Source organism: Cohnella sp. LGH (genome assembly GCF_017671885.1).
GTDB classification, from domain to species: domain Bacteria; phylum Bacillota; class Bacilli; order Paenibacillales; family Paenibacillaceae; genus Cohnella; species Cohnella phaseoli.
This window is the reverse complement of the sequence record NZ_CP072117.1, coordinates 2,991,440-3,010,006: the sequence shown is the minus strand read 5'-3', so window position 1 is coordinate 3,010,006 and position 18,567 is coordinate 2,991,440. Positions and strand designations below refer to the sequence as shown.

The window sequence follows — 18,567 nt, the reverse complement described above, 5'->3', positions numbered from 1 at the left end:
ATCTTCTGCTCTTAAAAACGAAACGTATCGTCCGTAATCGGGGCCACCTTCGCCACCGCATAAGTAGAGCCTTTTTGCGAGAAGAAATCGTAGGTCGAGCCTTCGTTGCGAATACCGTTCATGACGATCGGATTGACTTCCTCGTCCGGGAACATCGTCTCGAAGCCGATGTTCATCAGCGCTTTGTTCGCATTGTAGCGAACATAGCTTTTCACGTCTGGACTTAGGCCGGTTTCGGCATACAAATCGTTCGTATAGTTCAACTCGTTATGGTACAGGTCCAACAAATACTCGTAAGCCCATACGGTCAGTTGTTCCTTCTGTTCGGCCGAAAATTGCTTAAACCGCTGCTGCGCAAAATAGCCGACCGCAACGCCGTGAATCGATTCGTCCCGCAAAATCAGCGAGATTACTTCGGCGCTGTTCCGAAGCGTGCCCTGCCCGCCCAAGTACAGCGGAAAGAAGAAGCCCGAATAGAACAGGAACGACTCCAGCATAACGGATGCGAACATCGCCTTCCACAAGGAGACCGGATCGCCCTCTTCAACCGCAAGATAGACATCGCTGATCCGTCTGGCCTTGTACTGCAAATATTCGTTATGCTTCACCCATTCGAAGATCGCATCGATCTCGCTGTTGGTGCACAACGTGGTGAAAATGTACGAGTACGACTTCGCGTGAATGGCTTCAAACGAAGCAAACACCGTATAGAGCGCCTTCTCCTGCAGATCCGGAGCGTGGCGGGCAATCTCGTTCATCCCGATATTGGTCTGAATCGTATCCAGCAGCGTGAGGCCGCCGAACACCTTCTTATACGTATCCTGATGCGCGAAATCCTGCCACTGCTTCACATCTTTGCTGACGGCGATTTCTTCGGGAAACCAGATTTGCTTCCACTGCTGATCCCAGAAGATCTTGGTCAGCTCCTGCTGGCTCTGGTTCCAGTTGACGGCTTCAAACACTTTTAGATCGAACACGATACACACTCCTCGATGGTCTGCAGACGCTGGCGCACATAGTACACCGTCTTGATTCCCTTCATCCAAGCATAGATGTACAGACGCGCCAATTGCTCGGTCGTCCATTGATCCGTCACGTACAACGTCATCGAAATTCCTTGATCGATATGGCGCTGCGCAGCCGCATACAAATCGACCATGCGGTATTGATCGATCTCGTAAGCTTCCTTGTAGAGCGAAATGTTATCGTCGTTCAAGAACGGCATCGGGTAGATGGTGCGGCTGTCGGCATAGTCCCGAATTTCGACCTTCTCCGTACAAGGCGCAATCGAAGCCGTACTGTTGCGAATATAGGAGATGCTTCCCGTAGGCGCGATGGCCAGACGGTAAGCGTTAAACAGGCCGTGCGTCATGACCTGCTCCTTCAGTTCGGCCCACATCTCCGCCGTAATCTGCGGAACGCTGCCTAGCGCTGCGGCGACCTTCTCCGGCAGCTCCGCAACCGTTTTGACGACATAGGAATCAAAGTAGCTTCCATTGGCGTAATCGCTTTGCTCGAAGCCGTAGAACGTCTCGTTTCTTTCTTTGGCGATCAACATCGAGGCGCGCAGCGAATAATAATTGAGCGCCTCCATGAACGTATCGATGAAGAGAACGGAATCCTTCGACCCGTATTCCAGCCCTTGCGAGATCAAATGTCCGTGCAGGTTCATCACTCCGAGACCAACAGAGTGCATGCTGCGGTTCGCTTTTGTGACGGACGGAACATTGCGAATATCGGTCATGTTCGACACATTCGTCAACAGCCGCATCGACGTTTGGATCAATTGCTCGAAGGACGCTTCCTTCGTCGCGTTATGAATGTCGATGGATCCCAGGTTGCACGATACGTCCATGCCGATTTCGTTCTCCGTCCCGTGATCGTGAATGATGCTCGTTTCCTGTACTTGCAAAATCTCTGTGCACAGGTTCGACATTTTCACGCGGCCGATATTGCGCAAAGCATGATTTTCGTTCACATGGTCGATGAACACTTCGAAAGGATAGCCCGATTCGAACTGCGCTTTCTTGATTTCCGTATATAGCCTGCGGGCGTTGATCCGCTTGATTTTCCGTATGTTAGGGTTGTCCAACAGCTCGTAGTACATCTCGGTGATGCTGATCTCGGACATGCGTTTGCCGTATTCCTTGTAAATATCGTACGGGCTGAACAGCACCATGTCCTTGTCGCGCTTCATCAGGTCGAAGAAGATGTCCGGCACGATAATTCCCGTCGACAGCGTCGCTAGCCGAATTTTGTCGTCGGCGTTGGGCTTCTTGGCCGAAATAAAGTTCTCGATGTCGGCATGGAAAACGTTCAGGTAAATCACACCGGAGCCGTTCCGCTGACCGAGCTGATTCGAGTATGAGAAAGAGTTTTCCAGCAGCTTGGCTACCGGCATAACGCCGCTTGCGCGGTTGAGAATGCCCTTGATCGGATCGCCCAGCGGACGCAGGTCGGTGACGTTAACTCCGACTCCTCCGCCCAAGCGTGAAAGCTCCAGGCAATAGCCGATATTTTGGGAAATGCTGTTCATCGAGTCGTCCATCGTCAGCTTAAAGCAGCTTACAAGCTCGCCGCGCGCCATCTTGCCGCTGTTCAAGGCGGTCGGCGTCGCCGGCTGATAGGACGACATCATCGCTTCCACCGCATGCTCGGCCAGTTGTTCGTCTCCCTGGGCCAGGTACAGCGCGATGATCACAATGCGATCCTCGTACTTCTCAAGAATTTCCTCGCCGTCCCGGCTCTTCATCGCGTAGCTCTCGTAAAACTTGCTGGCGCTCATGAACGAAGGGAAACGGAATTTGTATGCATACGCCTTCTCGTAGAGATGCTCGATGAATTCCATCCGGTATTGCTTCAGGAAGCCGGGCTCATAGTAGCCTTCATCGACGAGATAGCGGATTTTTTCTTCTGTATCGATAAAATAGCGCAATTTTACGTTTACGTGTTCCAGGAAGTAGCGACGCGTCGCTTCTTTGTCCTTCGCAAGGTCGAGCTTGCCCGTCCTGCTGTACTGATTAAGCACCTCGTTATTTAACTTCAAGTAAGACTTCATCGGACTTTCTCTCCTCCCGGAAACATTGCTCGTAATAACGGCGGATCGCCTCGTAGTCTTCGGCAAAGCCTCGCATGTCGACTTTGCGGACTAGCGGAACCTGCCACTGTCTCGCAAGGGCGTCGCCGGCCGCTCCGAATACGCGATGGCCGAAGTTGCTGTTGCCGCTCACGATTACTCCCTGGCAAAGCTTGCCGCACCGCTCCATAAATCGAGCCACCGACCGCGGCACATCGCCAAACCCGTCCGTGTAGGTGAACAGCAAAAAAGGCTTCGCCAGCTTGATGTCCTCGGCGATTTCGATTGCAGGCAATTGAAGCCGCGAAACGATATACCTCACGTTTCCTGTACGGCTCGCAAAAGCGATCATACGCTCAGGCTCTCGAGCTGCTTAACCATTTCGTTCGTATCGAAAATGAACTCGCCGTCTACCTCCAATACCGGAACGCTCATCGCACCGGCCGCGACAAGCTTTTCGAACGCTTCCGTATCATGATCGACGTTAATGATCTCAACCTCTACTTCCGCGCGCTGCAGTTCAGATTTGATCCACATGCATTTCGGGCATACCGTTCTCGTATAAAGCTTCATTTTTCTCGTCTCCTTTGATATGTATATTGCAAAGAAAAAGAACACCCCCGTCTCCGTGGGTATTCTACCGAATAGCAGCTTCAATTCCGGCAACGACTCTATGAAATTGAATAAACCAATTGTAGCACACGCGCAACGACATTCCAAGATACAGTATGTATAGACACATTTATCTCTGAATTGAATCAACATCTAGATTTTTCTGCGCGATATTTATTTTAGCATATTAACTATTCGCTCGTAATCGTATAGATTATGAGTTTTGAATTCTAATTTCTGAATGCGGCTTCCTTCTTTGAAACTATAAACAAAATAGTCTTTATTCCGCTCATAATCAGAAGAAAGATCGCTCTTGTTAATCACCTTAACGATCTGCGCTTCGGACTCGGATTGGAACGCGGACCTCTTTACGACTTGGACTTCGGAGGCGGTGATCCAAAGCTGGCCTTTGAAGCGTTCGCCATCGAGGACAAGGGTTAAATCCTTGATCTTCCCATCCGACGCTTCACTTGGCGGCTGAGCTTCAGAAGCGTTCGAAGTGGCGGCTGTTTTTTCGCGAGATGCAGCCGTTCCGTTAGTTCCAGTTATTTCGCTGCTGATTTCTCCTTCACGCTTCAAGGATTCCGCTGACGCAGACGACGGTGCGGCACTTTTGTCCAGTATCCTTTGCAAGAGATGGACGATTTCAGACAAGCCGATAAAGAAAAAGCCCGCGATAATCGCCGATAGCCACCAGTATAAAGCGACGATAAACCGAAATCCTCCGTCACCCTCCTGCGCTGCAACGATTCCTGTAATAAAGCCGGCGGCAAATAAAAATACGCCAATTCCCAGAAGACACGTCGAGACCGTGTTTCTCATCTGGCGGACCTCGCTTTACGTTTTCTATGAAACTATCGCTCCCACATGGGCAATATATATCCTATCATAGTCTCGAGCGACGCTCCATATAAAAAAACTCCGCGACAGCGCGGAGTTCATTTTTGGCGAATTCCGTGAAAATGGGGCTAATCGTCCATCCCTTTGCCATCGAGAATGTGCGGCAAGTACTTTTCGATTCTGGATTCCCGAGTTTTGGACTGCTTGGCTCCCGAAAAATAAAGCAAGTACCCTCTTTGGCGTCCCGGCGTCAGCGCTTCGAAAGCGACTTTCAGATCGGGAATTTCAACGAATTTATTTTGTAATTCTTCGGGAATGGCATATTCCGTATTCTTTTTAAATTCGACCTGCAGCCCGGCCTTTTCGACCTCGATCGCTTCATCGATATACGTCTTAATAATAAGCTGCATCTCGTCGATCTGTTCCACGCTGGTAAAACGAAGCTGACGCGCCGCCTGCACGTTCTCCGTTTGTTGGATGAGGATCTTATGGGGATCCTTCAACAAGGCGCCTTTATGAAACAGCAGCGCGCAGTACTCTTTAAATCCGTGAATGAGCACGATATTATCATTCTTATAGGTGTAGCAAGGATGCATCCACTTGAAGTCTTCGGTGAGCTCGCAATCTAGAACGATCTCTCTAAGCTTCTGGAATTCGTCTTTCCACTGTTTAGCCTTGCTGAAGAAGGGATCAATCTTTGAGTTCTTTACACCTTTCATAATCGAGATACCCCCCCTGTCTTTTCCTGTCCCTCCGAATGGACCGATCAATGGGACACCATTTGGTGACCATTAGATTATATGACACCTTTCGATTTCTTGTAAACCGCCTATTACTTTTTCAAGTGATAAGGAACGGTTGTCACAATTACATCTTTGCGGTGGAGCAAGTAGGTGCGGATCATTAAGCTCGTTTGGTTATGCAAAATATTGTGCCATCCCTTTTTCGGAATGAACTGGGGAATAATGACCGTAACCTGGTAGCCCGATTCGCCGGCTTTATGCTGTACAGCGTCGATAAATCGGCTTAACGGCTGAATAATGCTTCTATAAGGAGAATGAAGGCTCACCAATCGAATGTCCGGCCTCCACTTTTTCCATTTTTCCGAGAACCGTACCTCCTCTTCCCTTTCAAACGGAACGTACACAGCAATAATTTGATCGGCTGCAAGCGATTGGGCGTAGTTAAGGGAATGTTCCACAACATGGGTAATTCCCGATACCGGCACGATAACCACGTTTCCTTTAATCGGAGGAACGGGCTCGCATGTAGCTAAACGCAGCTGATCCCCTACAGCTTCATAATGCTTTCTGATACGGTAGAAAAAAAGCAGAATTAACGGCAGAAATACCAGAACAGCCCAAACCTGAGCAAACTTCGTTAAAAAGAACATCATAGTGACGGTGAAGCTAATCAGCGCTCCGGTGGCATTAATGAGTAGTCTAGGGAACCAGCCCTTCGGCTTTTGCCGAATCCATTTCAGGATCATGCCAGTCTGGGACAGAGTAAAAGGGATAAACACGCCAACGGCGTATAACGGGATTAACTGTTCGGTTTGACCTCCGAATGCGACGATTAGGACGATCGACAGGACGCCAAGCATAATGATACCGTTGGAATACCCCAATCTGTCGCCTCTAACGGTGAACATTCTCGGAATAAACTTATCCTTGGCGAGATTAACCGCGAGCAGCGGGAAAGCCGAATATCCCGTATTCGCCGCAAGAATCAAAATCAAAGCGGTTGTCGCTTGGATAAAGAAGTACATGAAATGACGTCCGAAGGTCGTTTCGGCGATTTGGGAGACAACCGTAACCTGAGCATGCGGCGAAATTCCGTAGTAATAAGCTAGAAACACAATACCCGAGAATAAAAGTGCCAGCAAAACTCCCATGGACATCAATGTTTTGGCCGCATTATGCGGAGCGGGTTCCTTGAAGTTGGGAATCGCATTGGAAATCGCTTCGACCCCGGTCAGTGCCGAGCTTCCCGAAGCGAACGCCCGCAGAAGCAGAAACAGGCTGATCCCCGCCACCGGCGTGCCGATAGAGGCGTGCAGGTCGGGCGAGACCGCGCCTGTGGCAATGTTATAAAGCCCTACCCCGATCAGGATGAAAAGAGCCAATACAAACAAATATACCGGATAAGCCAATAAGGAAGCGGACTCCGTTACGCCACGCAAATTCTGAATGGTGATCAAAATGACGAACACAACGGCGATGACGACCTTATGCTCATGTAATGAGGGGAACGCGGAAGTAATGGCATCCGTACCTGCGGACACGCTTACCGCTACGGTTAAGATGTAATCCACTAACAGGGAACCGCCGGCGATCAATCCGGAGAAAATCCCTAAATTTTCTTTAGACACGACATAAGCGCCGCCGCCATGCGGATAAGCATGGATGATCTGGCGATACGACAGGATGAGGGCGGTTAATAAGATCAGCACGCCAATCCCAATTGGGATGGAATACCAGAATGCAGTTGCGCCGACCGTGACGAGCACCAGCAAAATTTGTTCGGGACCATAAGCGACGGAAGACAAGGCATCCGAAGAGAGAATCGCCAACGCCTTTGTTTTCCTAAGCTTCTGTTCCCCTAATTCCTTGGATTTCAGCGGCCTTCCTAGCAGCCATCTTTTCACTTGAGATCCCATTTGCGCCACCGCCGATTGTTATTCTTATAAAATGCGCTGGTACTTCACTTTCAATTCGGCCGTGACGATCAGACTGCGGGAATTGATCCTTTTGCAGTATATTCCTTGCTTATTAGGCAATCAAACGCCGTTTTGAGGCAAAGTAAGCGGGTGTTGTGCATTTTCGGACACAGCAAATGAAAGTATAACGCAGGGATACAGACCTTGAGATGAATAAAGTCTGTTGTATACGCTTACTAAGGGAAATTTGAATAAAAAAAGAGCTCGCTTTTCACGTAGGAAAAGCGGACTCTTCGATAATGCACTTGCCCCAGAATCGTCTGATCGGCACCGGGGTTGGGCGACAGCTTTATGTTTTTCTCATCGGCCGCCTGTCATTCGATGCTTACTTCCCCATCGCCTCCAGTAATTTTAATAAAACAGTTACCGCCTCAGCCCTCGTCGCCTTAGCCGCCGGAGCAAACTCGCCGTTCGGGCTGCCTTTCATAATCTCTTTCGCTTGAATAGAGACTATTGCTCCTTTCGCCCATTCAGGGATGGCTAAGTCATCCTTGAATTCGGTTGCGAGCCCCTTTTCCGATGACAGACCTAGAACCTTGGCGACCATAATCGCCATCTCCGCTCGGGTGATCGCCGAGTTCGGACGGAATGTTCCGTCCCGATAGCCGTTAATGTATCCCGCTTCTACGGCAAGCGCTACGGCGTTTTTCGCCCAACGGCCAATCTTGGCTGAATCGGTGAACAGCAATTCGCCTCCCTGGTTCGTTCGCTTCAATGCGTTCATCAGCATCAATGCGAACTCTGCGCGGGTGACGATCCGATTCGGTTTGAACGAGCCGTCCGAATATCCCGCGACAATCCCTTCTCTTACGGCTTGTAAAATACTCGATTCCGCCCAGTGGCCGGCAATGTCTGTTAACTTCACTAAAGGCTCCTTGTTTGTCTCCTGATCAACAGGGCTTTGGGTTGCGAAAACGGCGAATTTGGCCAATGAACGCACCTTGACAGAAACGCGATCTCCGCTTACTTGGCCGTTCGGTACTTCCATCCATCTCTTTTTAGCCTCATCGTATAAAAAAATAGCGGGCGTCTGTCCAGCCGGAAGCTTGGTAGAGTTGAACTTGATTGTAATCGTAACTGGATTTTTGAATTCATCCTTAAAATTCTTTAGAACCTCGAATACTGAGCTTAGCAGCACATCGTGATCCGAAAGCAGCTTCTGCGGGTCCGTTTCCCTATTGATCGTAATAATCACTTCTTTGTCAGAAGCGTCAACCGGAACAGTGACGGTGATCTCCCCAAGCAAGCTCAATTCTCCTGATTTGCCTGGCTGAAGAATCAACTTGTTGCTCGGTGGAGTATAGCTTCCTCCCCCGTTCCCTCCTGCGGTTGGGTTAGACGGAGCTGACTTTACTGTGACGGTATAGGTCACCCGGGTTGTTCCGTCTTGAGCAGTGACGATAACTTTGTAGCTGGACGCTAACGAAGTCGCCACAGTCACTCCATCTGCTTCGTACACCTCAAATGTTGCATTGGCAGCCGGAGTGATCGCAAGTTTGAACGCAGACAATGTTGTGCCGTACGGTACAGCCGTAATTGTCTCGCTTGCTGTTCCATTTGTGCTCACTGTCCCGATTGAGGAGGTTAGCGTCGCATCGCTGCTCGGCGGAGCCGGATCGACCGTAACGGTGTACGTCACTTGAGTGGTGCCATCCTCGGCAGTGACGATTACCTTATAGTTGGATGCTAACGAAGTCGCCACGGTCAGACCGTTCGCTTCATAAACTTCAAACGACGCATTGGTCGCCGGACTAATCGCAGCTTTGAACGCAGACAATGTAGTGCCGTACGGTACAGCCGTAATTGTCTCGCTTGCTGTTCCATTTGTGCTCACTGTCCCGATTGAGGAGGTTAGCGTCGCATCGCTGCTGAGTGTCACTGCGATCCACTGGGCATACAGCGATGTATTTTTTCTTACCTTATAAGAATCGCCCGGACTGTAACCCACGCCGCTTCCGTCCGCTTTCTCGTTCCAACCGACAAAGGTATGACCCGACTTGACGAGATCCATTGCCCCGGGCAAGCTGACCTCTGTTACAGGTACGTAGGATTGGCTAGCGGGAGCCGTCCCGGTTGTGCTATCGTTATCCTCATACTGCAAAATGACAAGGCTGGATTTGAGATACGGATAGCCCCCGTTCATTACAGGATCAATTCCCCAAGTTGCTGTAAAATCCCACGCATTTACAGCATCCGCTTCATATGAGCTTTGACTTTGCATCTGGGCAGTAATAAGGCCAGCCCCGCCTTCCGATATGCTCAGTCCGCTCTTCTCAGTATCGTAAAAGCTATTGACAATGGTCGCTGAGCTTCCGCTTCCCACGAAACCGCCCGTGTTTGTACTCCCCGTAACTTCGCCATAAGAATAACTCGTCCAAATCTCCGCCGAGTCACTCCCCCCGGCTAACCCGCCAACAACATCGTTTCCGCTCACCTTACCGGCCGCGTAGCTGTCCACAATTTTCCCCCAGGAATTATCGCCGACCAGACCGCCGATGTTCATGTTGTCGATACCGCCGCCCTCAACGTCGCCAATGGCGAAGCTTCGAACGATCTCTCCCCCCAAATCGCTTGGATTATTGCCGACTAGACCTCCAACGATATAGTTTCCTCTCACCGTTCCTGAAGCGTAACTGTCTTGAATCGTTCCGTAGGTGTTATCCCCTACAAGCCCGCCTGCGTAATAACCGGTTTCTCCCGAATTCCGATTCACGTCGCCCGAAGCGAAGCTATTGCTGATCGTGCCGTTCATATTGACTCCAACCAGACCGCCCACATTAAAACCGTTCGTTCCCCCATCCACGTTTCCCAAGGCGTAGCTGTGGCTTATCTCCCCGAAGCTCCAGTAAGAGTTTACACCGGCTAGTCCTCCGACATTATTGCTATCCTCTAGCCCGCTGACCTCTCCTAACGCATAACTGAACAAAATTTTGCTATCATTGCTGTATCCGATCAGTCCGCCGATGGAGGTGCAGTTAGCATCGCCGCTCACGTTACCGGCAGCATGGTTGTAGCTCGTTGTCACTTTGATCTGAGTGCCAATTAATCCGCCGACATCCATATTTCCGCTGACGTCTCCGGTAGCGTAACTATAGCTAATGTCGCCTTCCTCGATTCTGCCGATCAATCCTCCAACCTCATCCGTACCGTACACTTTCCCCGAAGCATAGCTGCGCTGGATTTGCCCTTCCTCGGCATAGCCGATCAACCCGCCCACATTTCGATCTCCGCTAATCTCTCCCGTCGCGCAGCTGTCGTTCATCTCCCCCATGAATTCGCCGATAAGGCCGCCTACCTTTTTTTCCCCGGTAATCTTTACCGCTGCGCAGCTATTGGAAATCGTTCCGTCGTAGCTGTAACCGACCAGACCGCCGAGCAAGTCGACTCCGGTAATCTCGCCCGATACAGAAACATTGTCGATCGTTCCCTGATAGTTATCGCCTACAAGCCCGCCCACGAGACTGTCTCCGACAATGGATACGTCAGTCAGCTTAAGGTTGCCGATCCAGCCTCCGGTCGATAATGCCCCGAATAGTCCTAGGCTGTCCCCGTTATGATTCGTAAGCCTGCTGATGGTATGGCCGTCTCCATCGAAATGGCCGTAAAACGGGGTAACGCTGTCCCCGATAGAATTCCATCCTGCAGCCGCATATCCGCCTAAATCAATGTCGGAGATGAGCTTAAAATAAGTTCCCGTATCCAGATATGAACCCCGTACCTTATCCAACTGGTCGGCCGTTTCGATCAGATACGGATCGACTTGGGCTCCGGTTCCTCCCGCAAAATCGCCTCCGGCTGCATAAGCTTTGCCTTCTCCGAAGCCGTTTTTGAACACTGCGAACAGCAGCGCCAGCGTCAACAGCCAGATTTTCGCTTTTCTTGTCGTTTCCAACATCTCGTATACTCCCCTCGAAATTCTGTTTCCTATCTTAGGGACAGTATAATGAAAGCGAATAAAAGAATAATAAAAGAATGTCGAATAAATCGACAAAAGCCGCAAAGCACAAGGCTTCGCGGCTTCCTCCAACACTTCTATTTTCTCGGGGCGGCGCCTATTCAAAGTCGCTGGCGGAACAATGCAATTACGCTCTGGATTTCTTCCTTCGTCGTATAGCGGCCTAAACTAATCCGAATGGCTCCCAACCCTTCATATTCGCTTATCCCCATTGCCCTCAACACGGGAGAAAGAGTCGCGCTTCCGGAATGGCAAGCCGATCCGGTGGAAGCGGCGATCTCCGGAAATTGTCTTAAAATGTCTTGACCGTTCCGGCCTAGAAAACTCGCGTTTAACGTATTGGGCAGACTGTGTTCGGGATCGCCGTTAAAGCGAATCTTCTCTCCGAAAACATCTTGTAAGCCTTCTCTTAAAATTTCTTTAAGTACGCGAACCTCCGAGGAAAACGCCTGTTCCGCAGCCAGTTCGGCAGCTTTGCCCAGTCCAACCAAATAGGGCACGTTTTCCGTTCCCGCACGTCTACCGGATTCATGTCCTGCTCCATGCATGAAGGGTTCGATTTTCGTTCCTGCCCGAATGTACAGCGCTCCGACGCCTTTGGGCGCATACAGCTTGTGGCCGGCAATAGACAATAAATCGACGCCCAGCTCCTCCACATTCACGCGAATTTTGCCAAAGGACTGCGCAGCATCGGTATGCAGAGGAATGCCGTAACGTCTGGCGATATCGGAGATTTTTTTAATCGGTTGAATCGTGCCGACTTCGCTATTGGCATGCATGACGGATATTAGGATCGTATCTTCTCGGATGGCCTGTTCTATTGCTTCGGGCGATACCCTGCCCACTTCGTCGACCGGAACGTAAGTGACCTCCGCTCCAACCGTATGAAGAAAAGCGCAAGGGTTCAGAATCGCCGGATGCTCTATGGCAGTCGTGACGATATGACGGCCTCGATGCGGGGACGCATAGAAAACCCCTTTTAGAGCGTGGTTGTTGGCTTCCGTTCCCCCGCTCGTAAATACAATTTCGTCAGATGAGGCTCCCAAAGAGGCTGCTACCCGGGATCTTGCCAGCTCGATTGCCGGTTTGAGCGATTCCGAGGCCCAATGCGATGAAGAAGGATTGCCGTAGAATTGCTGCAAATAGGGCAGCATTTCTTCAAACGCTTCAGCGGCTAAGGGTGTACTGGCATTGTAGTCCAAATATAATCGTTTTACTGATGTATCGCATGATACTCCCCCCACTCCTATTTCCTCCTCCATCCGATATGCGGTAGCGCGAATGTTAAATCCAATTAATATCCGAAAAAGGAATCCTTCATAATGTTCTGTTTGGAAATCTCATTATTCTTCAAATAAGTCGTAGTGGAATCTACAAATGACTTGGATCCGGCAATCAAATATTTACCGTTGTTCTTGTGCAAGCCGATAAACTTATTCGTCTCCTGACGCAAGTCGTCTCTTGAATCCAGATAAGTTACGCTTATCGAAGCGTTGTTCGCTGCCCGGTCAAGCTCATCTTTAAATACATACGATTTTCCGCTGTCTATATAGAGCAGATGAATTTGGTTCCCGCCTTTATTCCCTTCCGCCTCTATTTGTTTGAGGATCGACCGAAAAGGCGTAATTCCGATACCGCCGGCAATGAGGAGCGAAGGGCTGTTATCCCGGAGAGAAAAAGCCCCTAAGGGCCCGCTCATTTTAACTTTCATTCCCGGAGTCAATTCCAGCAAAGCTTGCTTGAATTCGCTTGGATTGTCACGGATGACCGTTGTTATTCTGACGACATCCTCAACGGGAGCAGATGCCAGACTGAATGGTCGCGTAGCCTTCTTAACGTTCTTGTGGGTAATGCTGAACAAGCCGTACTGCCCCGGGTTCCAGGTCAAATCTTTCCCTTTTTCAAACAGAAACGAATACACCTCGTCCGTTTCCTTCCGGTTTTCAATAAATACTAATTCTCTCTTTTTTAGCACGGCTATAAAATCCGCGAAAAAGCCCATTCCCGTCTTCTCCTTTCTATTTCAAATATTTTCCTGTAATCGACTGCTCTGCATGTACGACCTGCAAAGGCGTACCCTCGAATACGACTTCTCCTCCCTTGCTGCCGCCGTCCGGTCCCATATCGATGATCCAATCCGCTTGGCTGATCACTTCGAGGTTGTGCTCGATTACGATCACTGTATTGCCGGCATCTACCAAGCTGTTCATGATTCCCATGAGTTGGCCGATATCGGACATGTGCAAGCCGGTTGTCGGCTCGTCCATCACGTAGATACTGCCCTTCTTATGCAGCTCGCTAGCCAATTTAATGCGCTGGCATTCTCCGCCCGAAAGCGTGCTAAGCGGCTGCCCCAATGTAATATAGTTCAGACCCACGTCGCTCATTGCCTGAAGCTTGCGCACAACTTCTTTTTGCTGGAAAAATTGCAATGCCTGCTCGACGGTCATCTCCAGCACGTCTGCGATCGACTTCTCGTTCAGCTTGTACGCAAGCACCTCTTCCTTGAAGCGTCTTCCTCCGCAAACTTCGCACGGCAGGTCCACACTGTCCAGGAAAGAAAGATCGATAGACACGACGCCCTGGCCTTGGCAGTTCTCGCAGGCTCCCTTGGAGTTAAAGCTGAACAAGCCCTGATTGACCTTGTTCGCGGATGCGAATGCTTTGCGCACATCGTCCATTATGCCCGTGTAGGTCGCAGGATTCGAACGCGTGGACACGCCTACCGCCGATTGGTCGATAACGATCGCGTCGGGATGCTGGCTGAGGAATACGTCGTTTATTAACGTGCTCTTGCCGGAGCCTGCCACACCCGTAACGACCGTCAGCACCCCGGTTGGAATATCTACGCTTACGTTCCGCAAGTTGTGCAGAGCGGCGTTTTTGATCGAAAGCTTGCCGCTTGGCTGCCTGTTCTCTTGCTTCAGGTGGAGCGGCCGCTTCATATGAGTACCGGTTAACGTAGCCGCCTCCAGCAAGCCCTGGAAGCTACCTTCGTATACGATGTTGCCGCCTCGGCTGCCGGCATGAGGGCCTACGTCGACGATATGATCCGCCACCTTGATCACATCGGGATCGTGCTCGACGACAATGACGGTATTGCCCTTGTCGCGCAGCTTTTGAAGCAATTCGTTTAGCCGGTGTACATCGCGGGGGTGTAAGCCGACGCTGGGCTCATCGAAAATATAAGTGACGTCCACCAAGCTGCCGCTCAGATGCTTCACCATCTTGACCCGCTGCGACTCTCCGCCGGACAACGTATCCGTCTCGCGATTCAGCGTTAAGTAGTCAAGTCCGATATCCACCAGATGCTGCAACCGGTCCGTCAGCGATTTGACGATGGGCGCAGCGACCGGATCGTCGATCTCTCGGGCGACTCGAATCAGCTGACCGACCTCCATGGCGGACAGCTCCGCGATGTTAAATCCGTTGATTCTGCAGCTAAGCGTAGCCGGGCTGAGCCTTGCCCCGCGGCACCCAGGACAAGGTCCCTCGGAAATGTACGGTGCAACGGTTTTTTGCGTGCGCTCCGATTTCGCCTTCAAGTCCTGTTTAATATATTTGTTAGTGAACTTCTCAAGGACGCCTTCTACCGTAATATTCATAGCTTTGCCCGCGAAATCCATCTGGACTTTCCTGGCCTTGGCGTACAGCAGCTGTTCCAGCTCTTCCTCCGAGTAATCGCTAAGCTTCTTATCGAAATCGAAATTTCCCGACTGCACGATCATGTTCCATTCCCAGCCGCCTATCGAATAGTCGGGCAGCATAAGAGCTCCTTCATTAAGCGACTTCGACATATCCACTGCCTTGCTCATGTCGACGCCCAGCTTGCGGCCGATCCCGTTGCATTCCGGACACATGCCTTGCGGATCGTTGAACGAGAACATATTGACATGACCGACATAAGGCTGGCCCACTCGAGAGAATAGCAGACGCAAAATGGGAGAGATATCGGTAATCGTCCCCATGGTGGAATGCGAACCGCCCCCTAGACGCTTCTGATCGACGATAACGGCCATGCTCAGATTCTCGATCGCATCCGTATCCGGCTGCGGAACGCGGGGCAGGAAAGTTCGTACAAACATGCTGAAGTTCTCGTTCAGCAATCGCGTGGATTCTGCGGCGATCGTATCGAAGACGATCGAAGATTTGCCGGATCCGGATACCCCGGTGAAGATCGTGATCTTCCGCTTGGGAATCCGCAAAGAAACGTTCTTCAGATTGTTTTCCCTGGCTCCGGATATGACGATATACTCCTGATTAATTTCGCTCATGTGCAACACCCTTCCATTACTGTTGGATTGTCCGAACCGAGATGAACCGGCTGCTTACGTCGCGCAGCCGGTTCATCTCGCCCCTGTGAATGATTCCTGGTTCTTTCGCCGCAATTGCCCGTTGCGATTATTGCGATAACAGCTTCTCCAATTCTCCGCACCATGCGCTCCAGCCCTGCTTTGCTCCTTGTACGCCATACGGATTCGAGAAACCGGTTTGATCGAGATGGAGATTCACCTTCCCGTCGCTTAACTCCTCCAGCGTCCAGACGACCGTATGCTTCTCCCCTCCGCTGGCCCAAGAATAGGATAAACGGCTTGGCGGTTCTACGATAAGCACTTCGCCCTCGATAATGCCGTCCCAATACTCGTTCGGCTGGGCGCGAAACTGAAATTGATGGCCTACGACGGGCTTAAAATCGTTTTCCAACACCCACTTGGCAAGCTGCTTGGAGTCGGTCAGGGCGGACCAAAGCTTCTCGATCGTCGTCGTATATTGAAAATCCAGGGATAAGGATAGACTCATTCTTCTTCCTCCTCTAATAGCAGATTCAAGTTAAACATATTCATGTTCCAGAACTTCCTGTAGAAATCCAGCCAATCGTGAACTTCTCTGAGCGGAGCTGCGTTTAGTCTATATCTCGTTTCTCTGCCGACTTTGCGATCAAGCACCAGTCCGGCCACTTTGAGAATCGTCAAGTGTTTGGATACCGCCGTCCGGCCCATATCGAACTGTGAAGTCAGCTCGTGAAGAGGTTTCTCTTCAGCTTCTGCCAGCATACGAATCAGTCGTCTTCTGGTCGGGTCTGCAATCGCGTCGAATACGTCTCGCAGCGGATTGTTCTCGTTCACAACACCCTCTCCTACGCAGTATTCCCAAGGAACAGCCGTCAATTTCTCCGACTGGACCTGACTGATTGGACACCTTATGGTGACGTTTTGATTATAGGACACCGTTTGGTGTCGTGTCAACGTATTTTCCTACGGCTGTCCATTCTTCATACATGTACCTTACGATACGCCTCTGGACAGCTTCTTACAATTAAAGCATTTACAAGTTTAAACCATCATGCTACATTAAATGAAACCAAGGTTTTATTCATCGAAACGACCTGTTGCAAGCTATTAGTCGACAGCATTCATCCCATTCGTAAAGGAGTCTATGACCCATGTCCCAACAAATTCATACGGATCAAGCACCATTATTTCCGCTTCCTTTCTCGCAAGCTCTGCGCGCAGGCGATTTCGTTTATGTGTCCGGACAAGTTGGCGTCGATCCGCAGACGCGCGAGATCGTCGGAGATACGATTGAAGAACAGACCGCGCAATGTTTGCGCAACATCGAGATCATTTTGCAGGCGGCGGGACTGACTTTGGATCATGTTATCAAAGTGAATGCTTTTGTAAGCAGGCCGGAGGATTTCGCCGGCTATAACCGCATCTACTCCGAAATGTTCAAACAACCCTACCCTGCCCGCTCCTCGATTCAATGCGGAATCGGTCAATACTTGGTTGAAATCGAGGCCGTTGCTTTTGCGCCATCCATACGGGGTGAAGCTTAATGGCATTACGCATCGCCGTCTCCGGACTTTTGCATGAAACGAATACATTTGCCCCGGGACTGACTCTTCTTGAGCATTTCAACAATGAGCGAAGCGTGACAAACGAGGAGTTCGAACGACGCTATTTGCATACCCGTACTTCTATGGGCGGCGTTATAGACGCTGCGGTGCAGCATGGCGCAGAGCTTAAAGTCGGACTCTATACATCCACAACTCCTAGCGGCATGATTGAAGCGGAAACAGCGGATAAATTAATCGACGATTTGCTGCGAACGCTGCCGCAAGAAATAGACGGATTAGTGTTGATTATGCATGGAGCGATGGTCTCCGAGCAGTACCCGGACTTCGAAGGCGAATGTCTTCGACGCTTACGCGCCAAGGTCGGCGATCGCTTCCCGATTGCCATGACGCTTGATCTGCACGCTAATGTCAGCGAAGATATGACGCGCCTGGCAGATATTATCGTGGGCTACGATACCTATCCGCATGTCGATATGTACGAAAGAGCTGTGGAAGCGTTCGGCCTGCTTGCGGATACGATCGGAGGCCAAATAACCCCGACTCGCAGCAGCAAACATACGGGCATGCTGATTGTGCCGCAGGCGATGATGACTGAGGAAGGCAGCATGAAGCTGATTATGGAGCGCGCTTTCAAGCTGGAGGAAGACCCTCGCGTTCTAAACGTAACGGTCATAGGCGGATTCCCCTATAGCGATGTGGCCGATGCCGGCATGACCTTTATCGTGACCACGAACAACGATCAGCGGCTTGCGGACCAACTTGCGGCAGAGCTTGCACGGATGGCTGTAGATAGAAAAGAATCTTTTGCAATCGAGCAATTGCCGCCCAAGGAAGCGGTCGCGGCAGCTCTGGCGGAGCAGGAAGGCCCCGTCATTCTGGTGGAAGGTTCGGATAACGTGGGCGGAGGAGCTCCTGCCGATGCTACGTTTGTGCTGGAACAGCTCGTGTCTGTTCAAGAGAGCGCCTTAATTGTCATTCGTGACGTTGAAGCGGTCACTGAGGCTTTTCGTCTTGGCGTCGGAGCTTCGTTCACCGGACAAATCGGCGGTAAAAGCGACCGACTCCACGGCAAACCTGTCGAGGTGAGCGGCAAAATCAGACTATTGTTCGACGGCAAGTACCGTCATCTTGGCGCTTATATGACCGGACATATGGCCGATATGGGACAGACCGCCGTTGTGGAGAGCGGAAACCTTACGATCGTGCTGACGGAGAAACGTGTCGCCCCTTGGGATATCGGGCATATCAAATATGCCGGAATCGTCGCCGAACAGTACAAGATTATCGTCGCCAAATCGGCGATCGCTTGGCAAACGGCTTTCGGCTCTATAGCCAAAAAGACGATCTACGTCGACTCTCCCGGGTGCTGCAGCGCTAATTTGCATCACTTTGAATATAAGCATCTGAACAGACCGCTTTACCCGTTCGACGAAGTCCCTAGTCACGTTCGAGTATAATCGAATCATCGACAATACCGTCCAACAAAAAAACGATTGCTGCGTACGATG

15 protein-coding genes are annotated in these 18,567 nt (G+C 50.7%); 2 read left to right on the top strand and 13 right to left on the bottom strand.

The window, feature by feature from the left end; genetic code table 11:
• Positions 1-11: 11 nt before the first annotated feature.
• From nrdF to J4772_RS12625, 13 genes are all read right to left on the bottom strand, one after another.
• Positions 12-977, bottom strand: a complete 966-nt coding sequence (gene nrdF / locus J4772_RS12685) for a class 1b ribonucleoside-diphosphate reductase subunit beta (protein WP_181917681.1) — start codon at positions 975-977, stop codon at positions 12-14.
• Positions 965-3,058 carry a class 1b ribonucleoside-diphosphate reductase subunit alpha gene (gene nrdE / locus J4772_RS12680; RefSeq protein WP_116061187.1) on the bottom strand — a complete coding sequence of 698 codons (2,094 nt, stop codon included), beginning with the start codon at positions 3,056-3,058 and terminating at the stop codon, positions 965-967. Before nrdE ends, nrdF begins: the two co-directional genes overlap by 13 nt.
• The gene (gene nrdI / locus J4772_RS12675) at positions 3,033-3,428 is read right to left on the bottom strand and encodes a class Ib ribonucleoside-diphosphate reductase assembly flavoprotein NrdI (protein WP_116061186.1); all 396 of its coding nucleotides are present in this window, start codon (positions 3,426-3,428) and stop codon (positions 3,033-3,035) included. Before nrdI ends, nrdE begins: the two co-directional genes overlap by 26 nt.
• On the bottom strand, positions 3,425-3,649 hold the full coding sequence (locus tag J4772_RS12670; RefSeq protein WP_116061185.1) for a glutaredoxin family protein: 225 nt from the start codon (positions 3,647-3,649) through the stop codon (positions 3,425-3,427). Before J4772_RS12670 ends, nrdI begins: the two co-directional genes overlap by 4 nt.
• A 213-nt stretch (positions 3,650-3,862) precedes the next feature.
• Positions 3,863-4,510 carry a hypothetical protein gene (locus J4772_RS12665; RefSeq protein ID WP_209075472.1) on the bottom strand — a complete coding sequence of 216 codons (648 nt, stop codon included), beginning with the start codon at positions 4,508-4,510 and terminating at the stop codon, positions 3,863-3,865.
• A gap of 146 nt (positions 4,511-4,656) precedes the next feature.
• A complete protein-coding gene (locus J4772_RS12660; protein ID WP_209075471.1) occupies positions 4,657-5,247 on the bottom strand; it encodes a YdeI/OmpD-associated family protein in 591 nt (196 codons plus the stop codon).
• Positions 5,248-5,360: 113 nt separating this feature from the next.
• Positions 5,361-7,187 (bottom strand): APC family permease, encoded by a 1,827-nt coding sequence (locus tag J4772_RS12655; protein WP_209075470.1) that lies wholly within the window; start codon positions 7,185-7,187, stop codon positions 5,361-5,363.
• A 385-nt stretch (positions 7,188-7,572) separates the two neighbouring features.
• Entirely contained in the window at positions 7,573-11,142 is a 3,570-nt protein-coding gene (locus J4772_RS12650; protein ID WP_209075469.1) for an S-layer homology domain-containing protein, read from the bottom strand.
• 161 nt (positions 11,143-11,303) lie between these two features.
• Complete coding sequence (locus tag J4772_RS12645; protein WP_247741078.1) at positions 11,304-12,446, bottom strand: cysteine desulfurase family protein; 1,143 nt, start codon at positions 12,444-12,446, stop codon at positions 11,304-11,306.
• Positions 12,447-12,496: 50 nt separating this feature from the next.
• Positions 12,497-13,204 (bottom strand): FAD-dependent oxidoreductase, encoded by a 708-nt coding sequence (locus J4772_RS12640; RefSeq protein ID WP_209075467.1) that lies wholly within the window; start codon positions 13,202-13,204, stop codon positions 12,497-12,499.
• Positions 13,205-13,220: 16 nt separating this feature from the next.
• Positions 13,221-15,476: an ATP-binding cassette domain-containing protein gene (locus tag J4772_RS12635; RefSeq protein WP_209075466.1), complete on the bottom strand. Its 2,256-nt coding sequence runs from the start codon at positions 15,474-15,476 to the stop codon at positions 13,221-13,223.
• 127 nt (positions 15,477-15,603) lie between these two features.
• On the bottom strand, positions 15,604-16,002 hold the full coding sequence (locus J4772_RS12630) for an SRPBCC family protein (protein WP_116061177.1): 399 nt from the start codon (positions 16,000-16,002) through the stop codon (positions 15,604-15,606).
• On the bottom strand, positions 15,999-16,328 hold the full coding sequence (locus tag J4772_RS12625; protein ID WP_209075465.1) for an ArsR/SmtB family transcription factor: 330 nt from the start codon (positions 16,326-16,328) through the stop codon (positions 15,999-16,001). Before J4772_RS12625 ends, J4772_RS12630 begins: the two co-directional genes overlap by 4 nt.
• A 317-nt stretch (positions 16,329-16,645) precedes the next feature.
• On the opposite strand from J4772_RS12625, the gene J4772_RS12620 reads away from it, so the two are divergent.
• Positions 16,646-17,038, top strand: a complete 393-nt coding sequence (locus J4772_RS12620) for a RidA family protein (RefSeq protein WP_209075464.1) — start codon at positions 16,646-16,648, stop codon at positions 17,036-17,038.
• Positions 17,038-18,516 carry a M81 family metallopeptidase gene (locus J4772_RS12615; protein WP_209075463.1) on the top strand — a complete coding sequence of 493 codons (1,479 nt, stop codon included), beginning with the start codon at positions 17,038-17,040 and terminating at the stop codon, positions 18,514-18,516. The genes J4772_RS12620 and J4772_RS12615 overlap by 1 nt, the downstream gene beginning before the upstream one ends.
• Positions 18,517-18,567 lie beyond the last annotated feature (51 nt).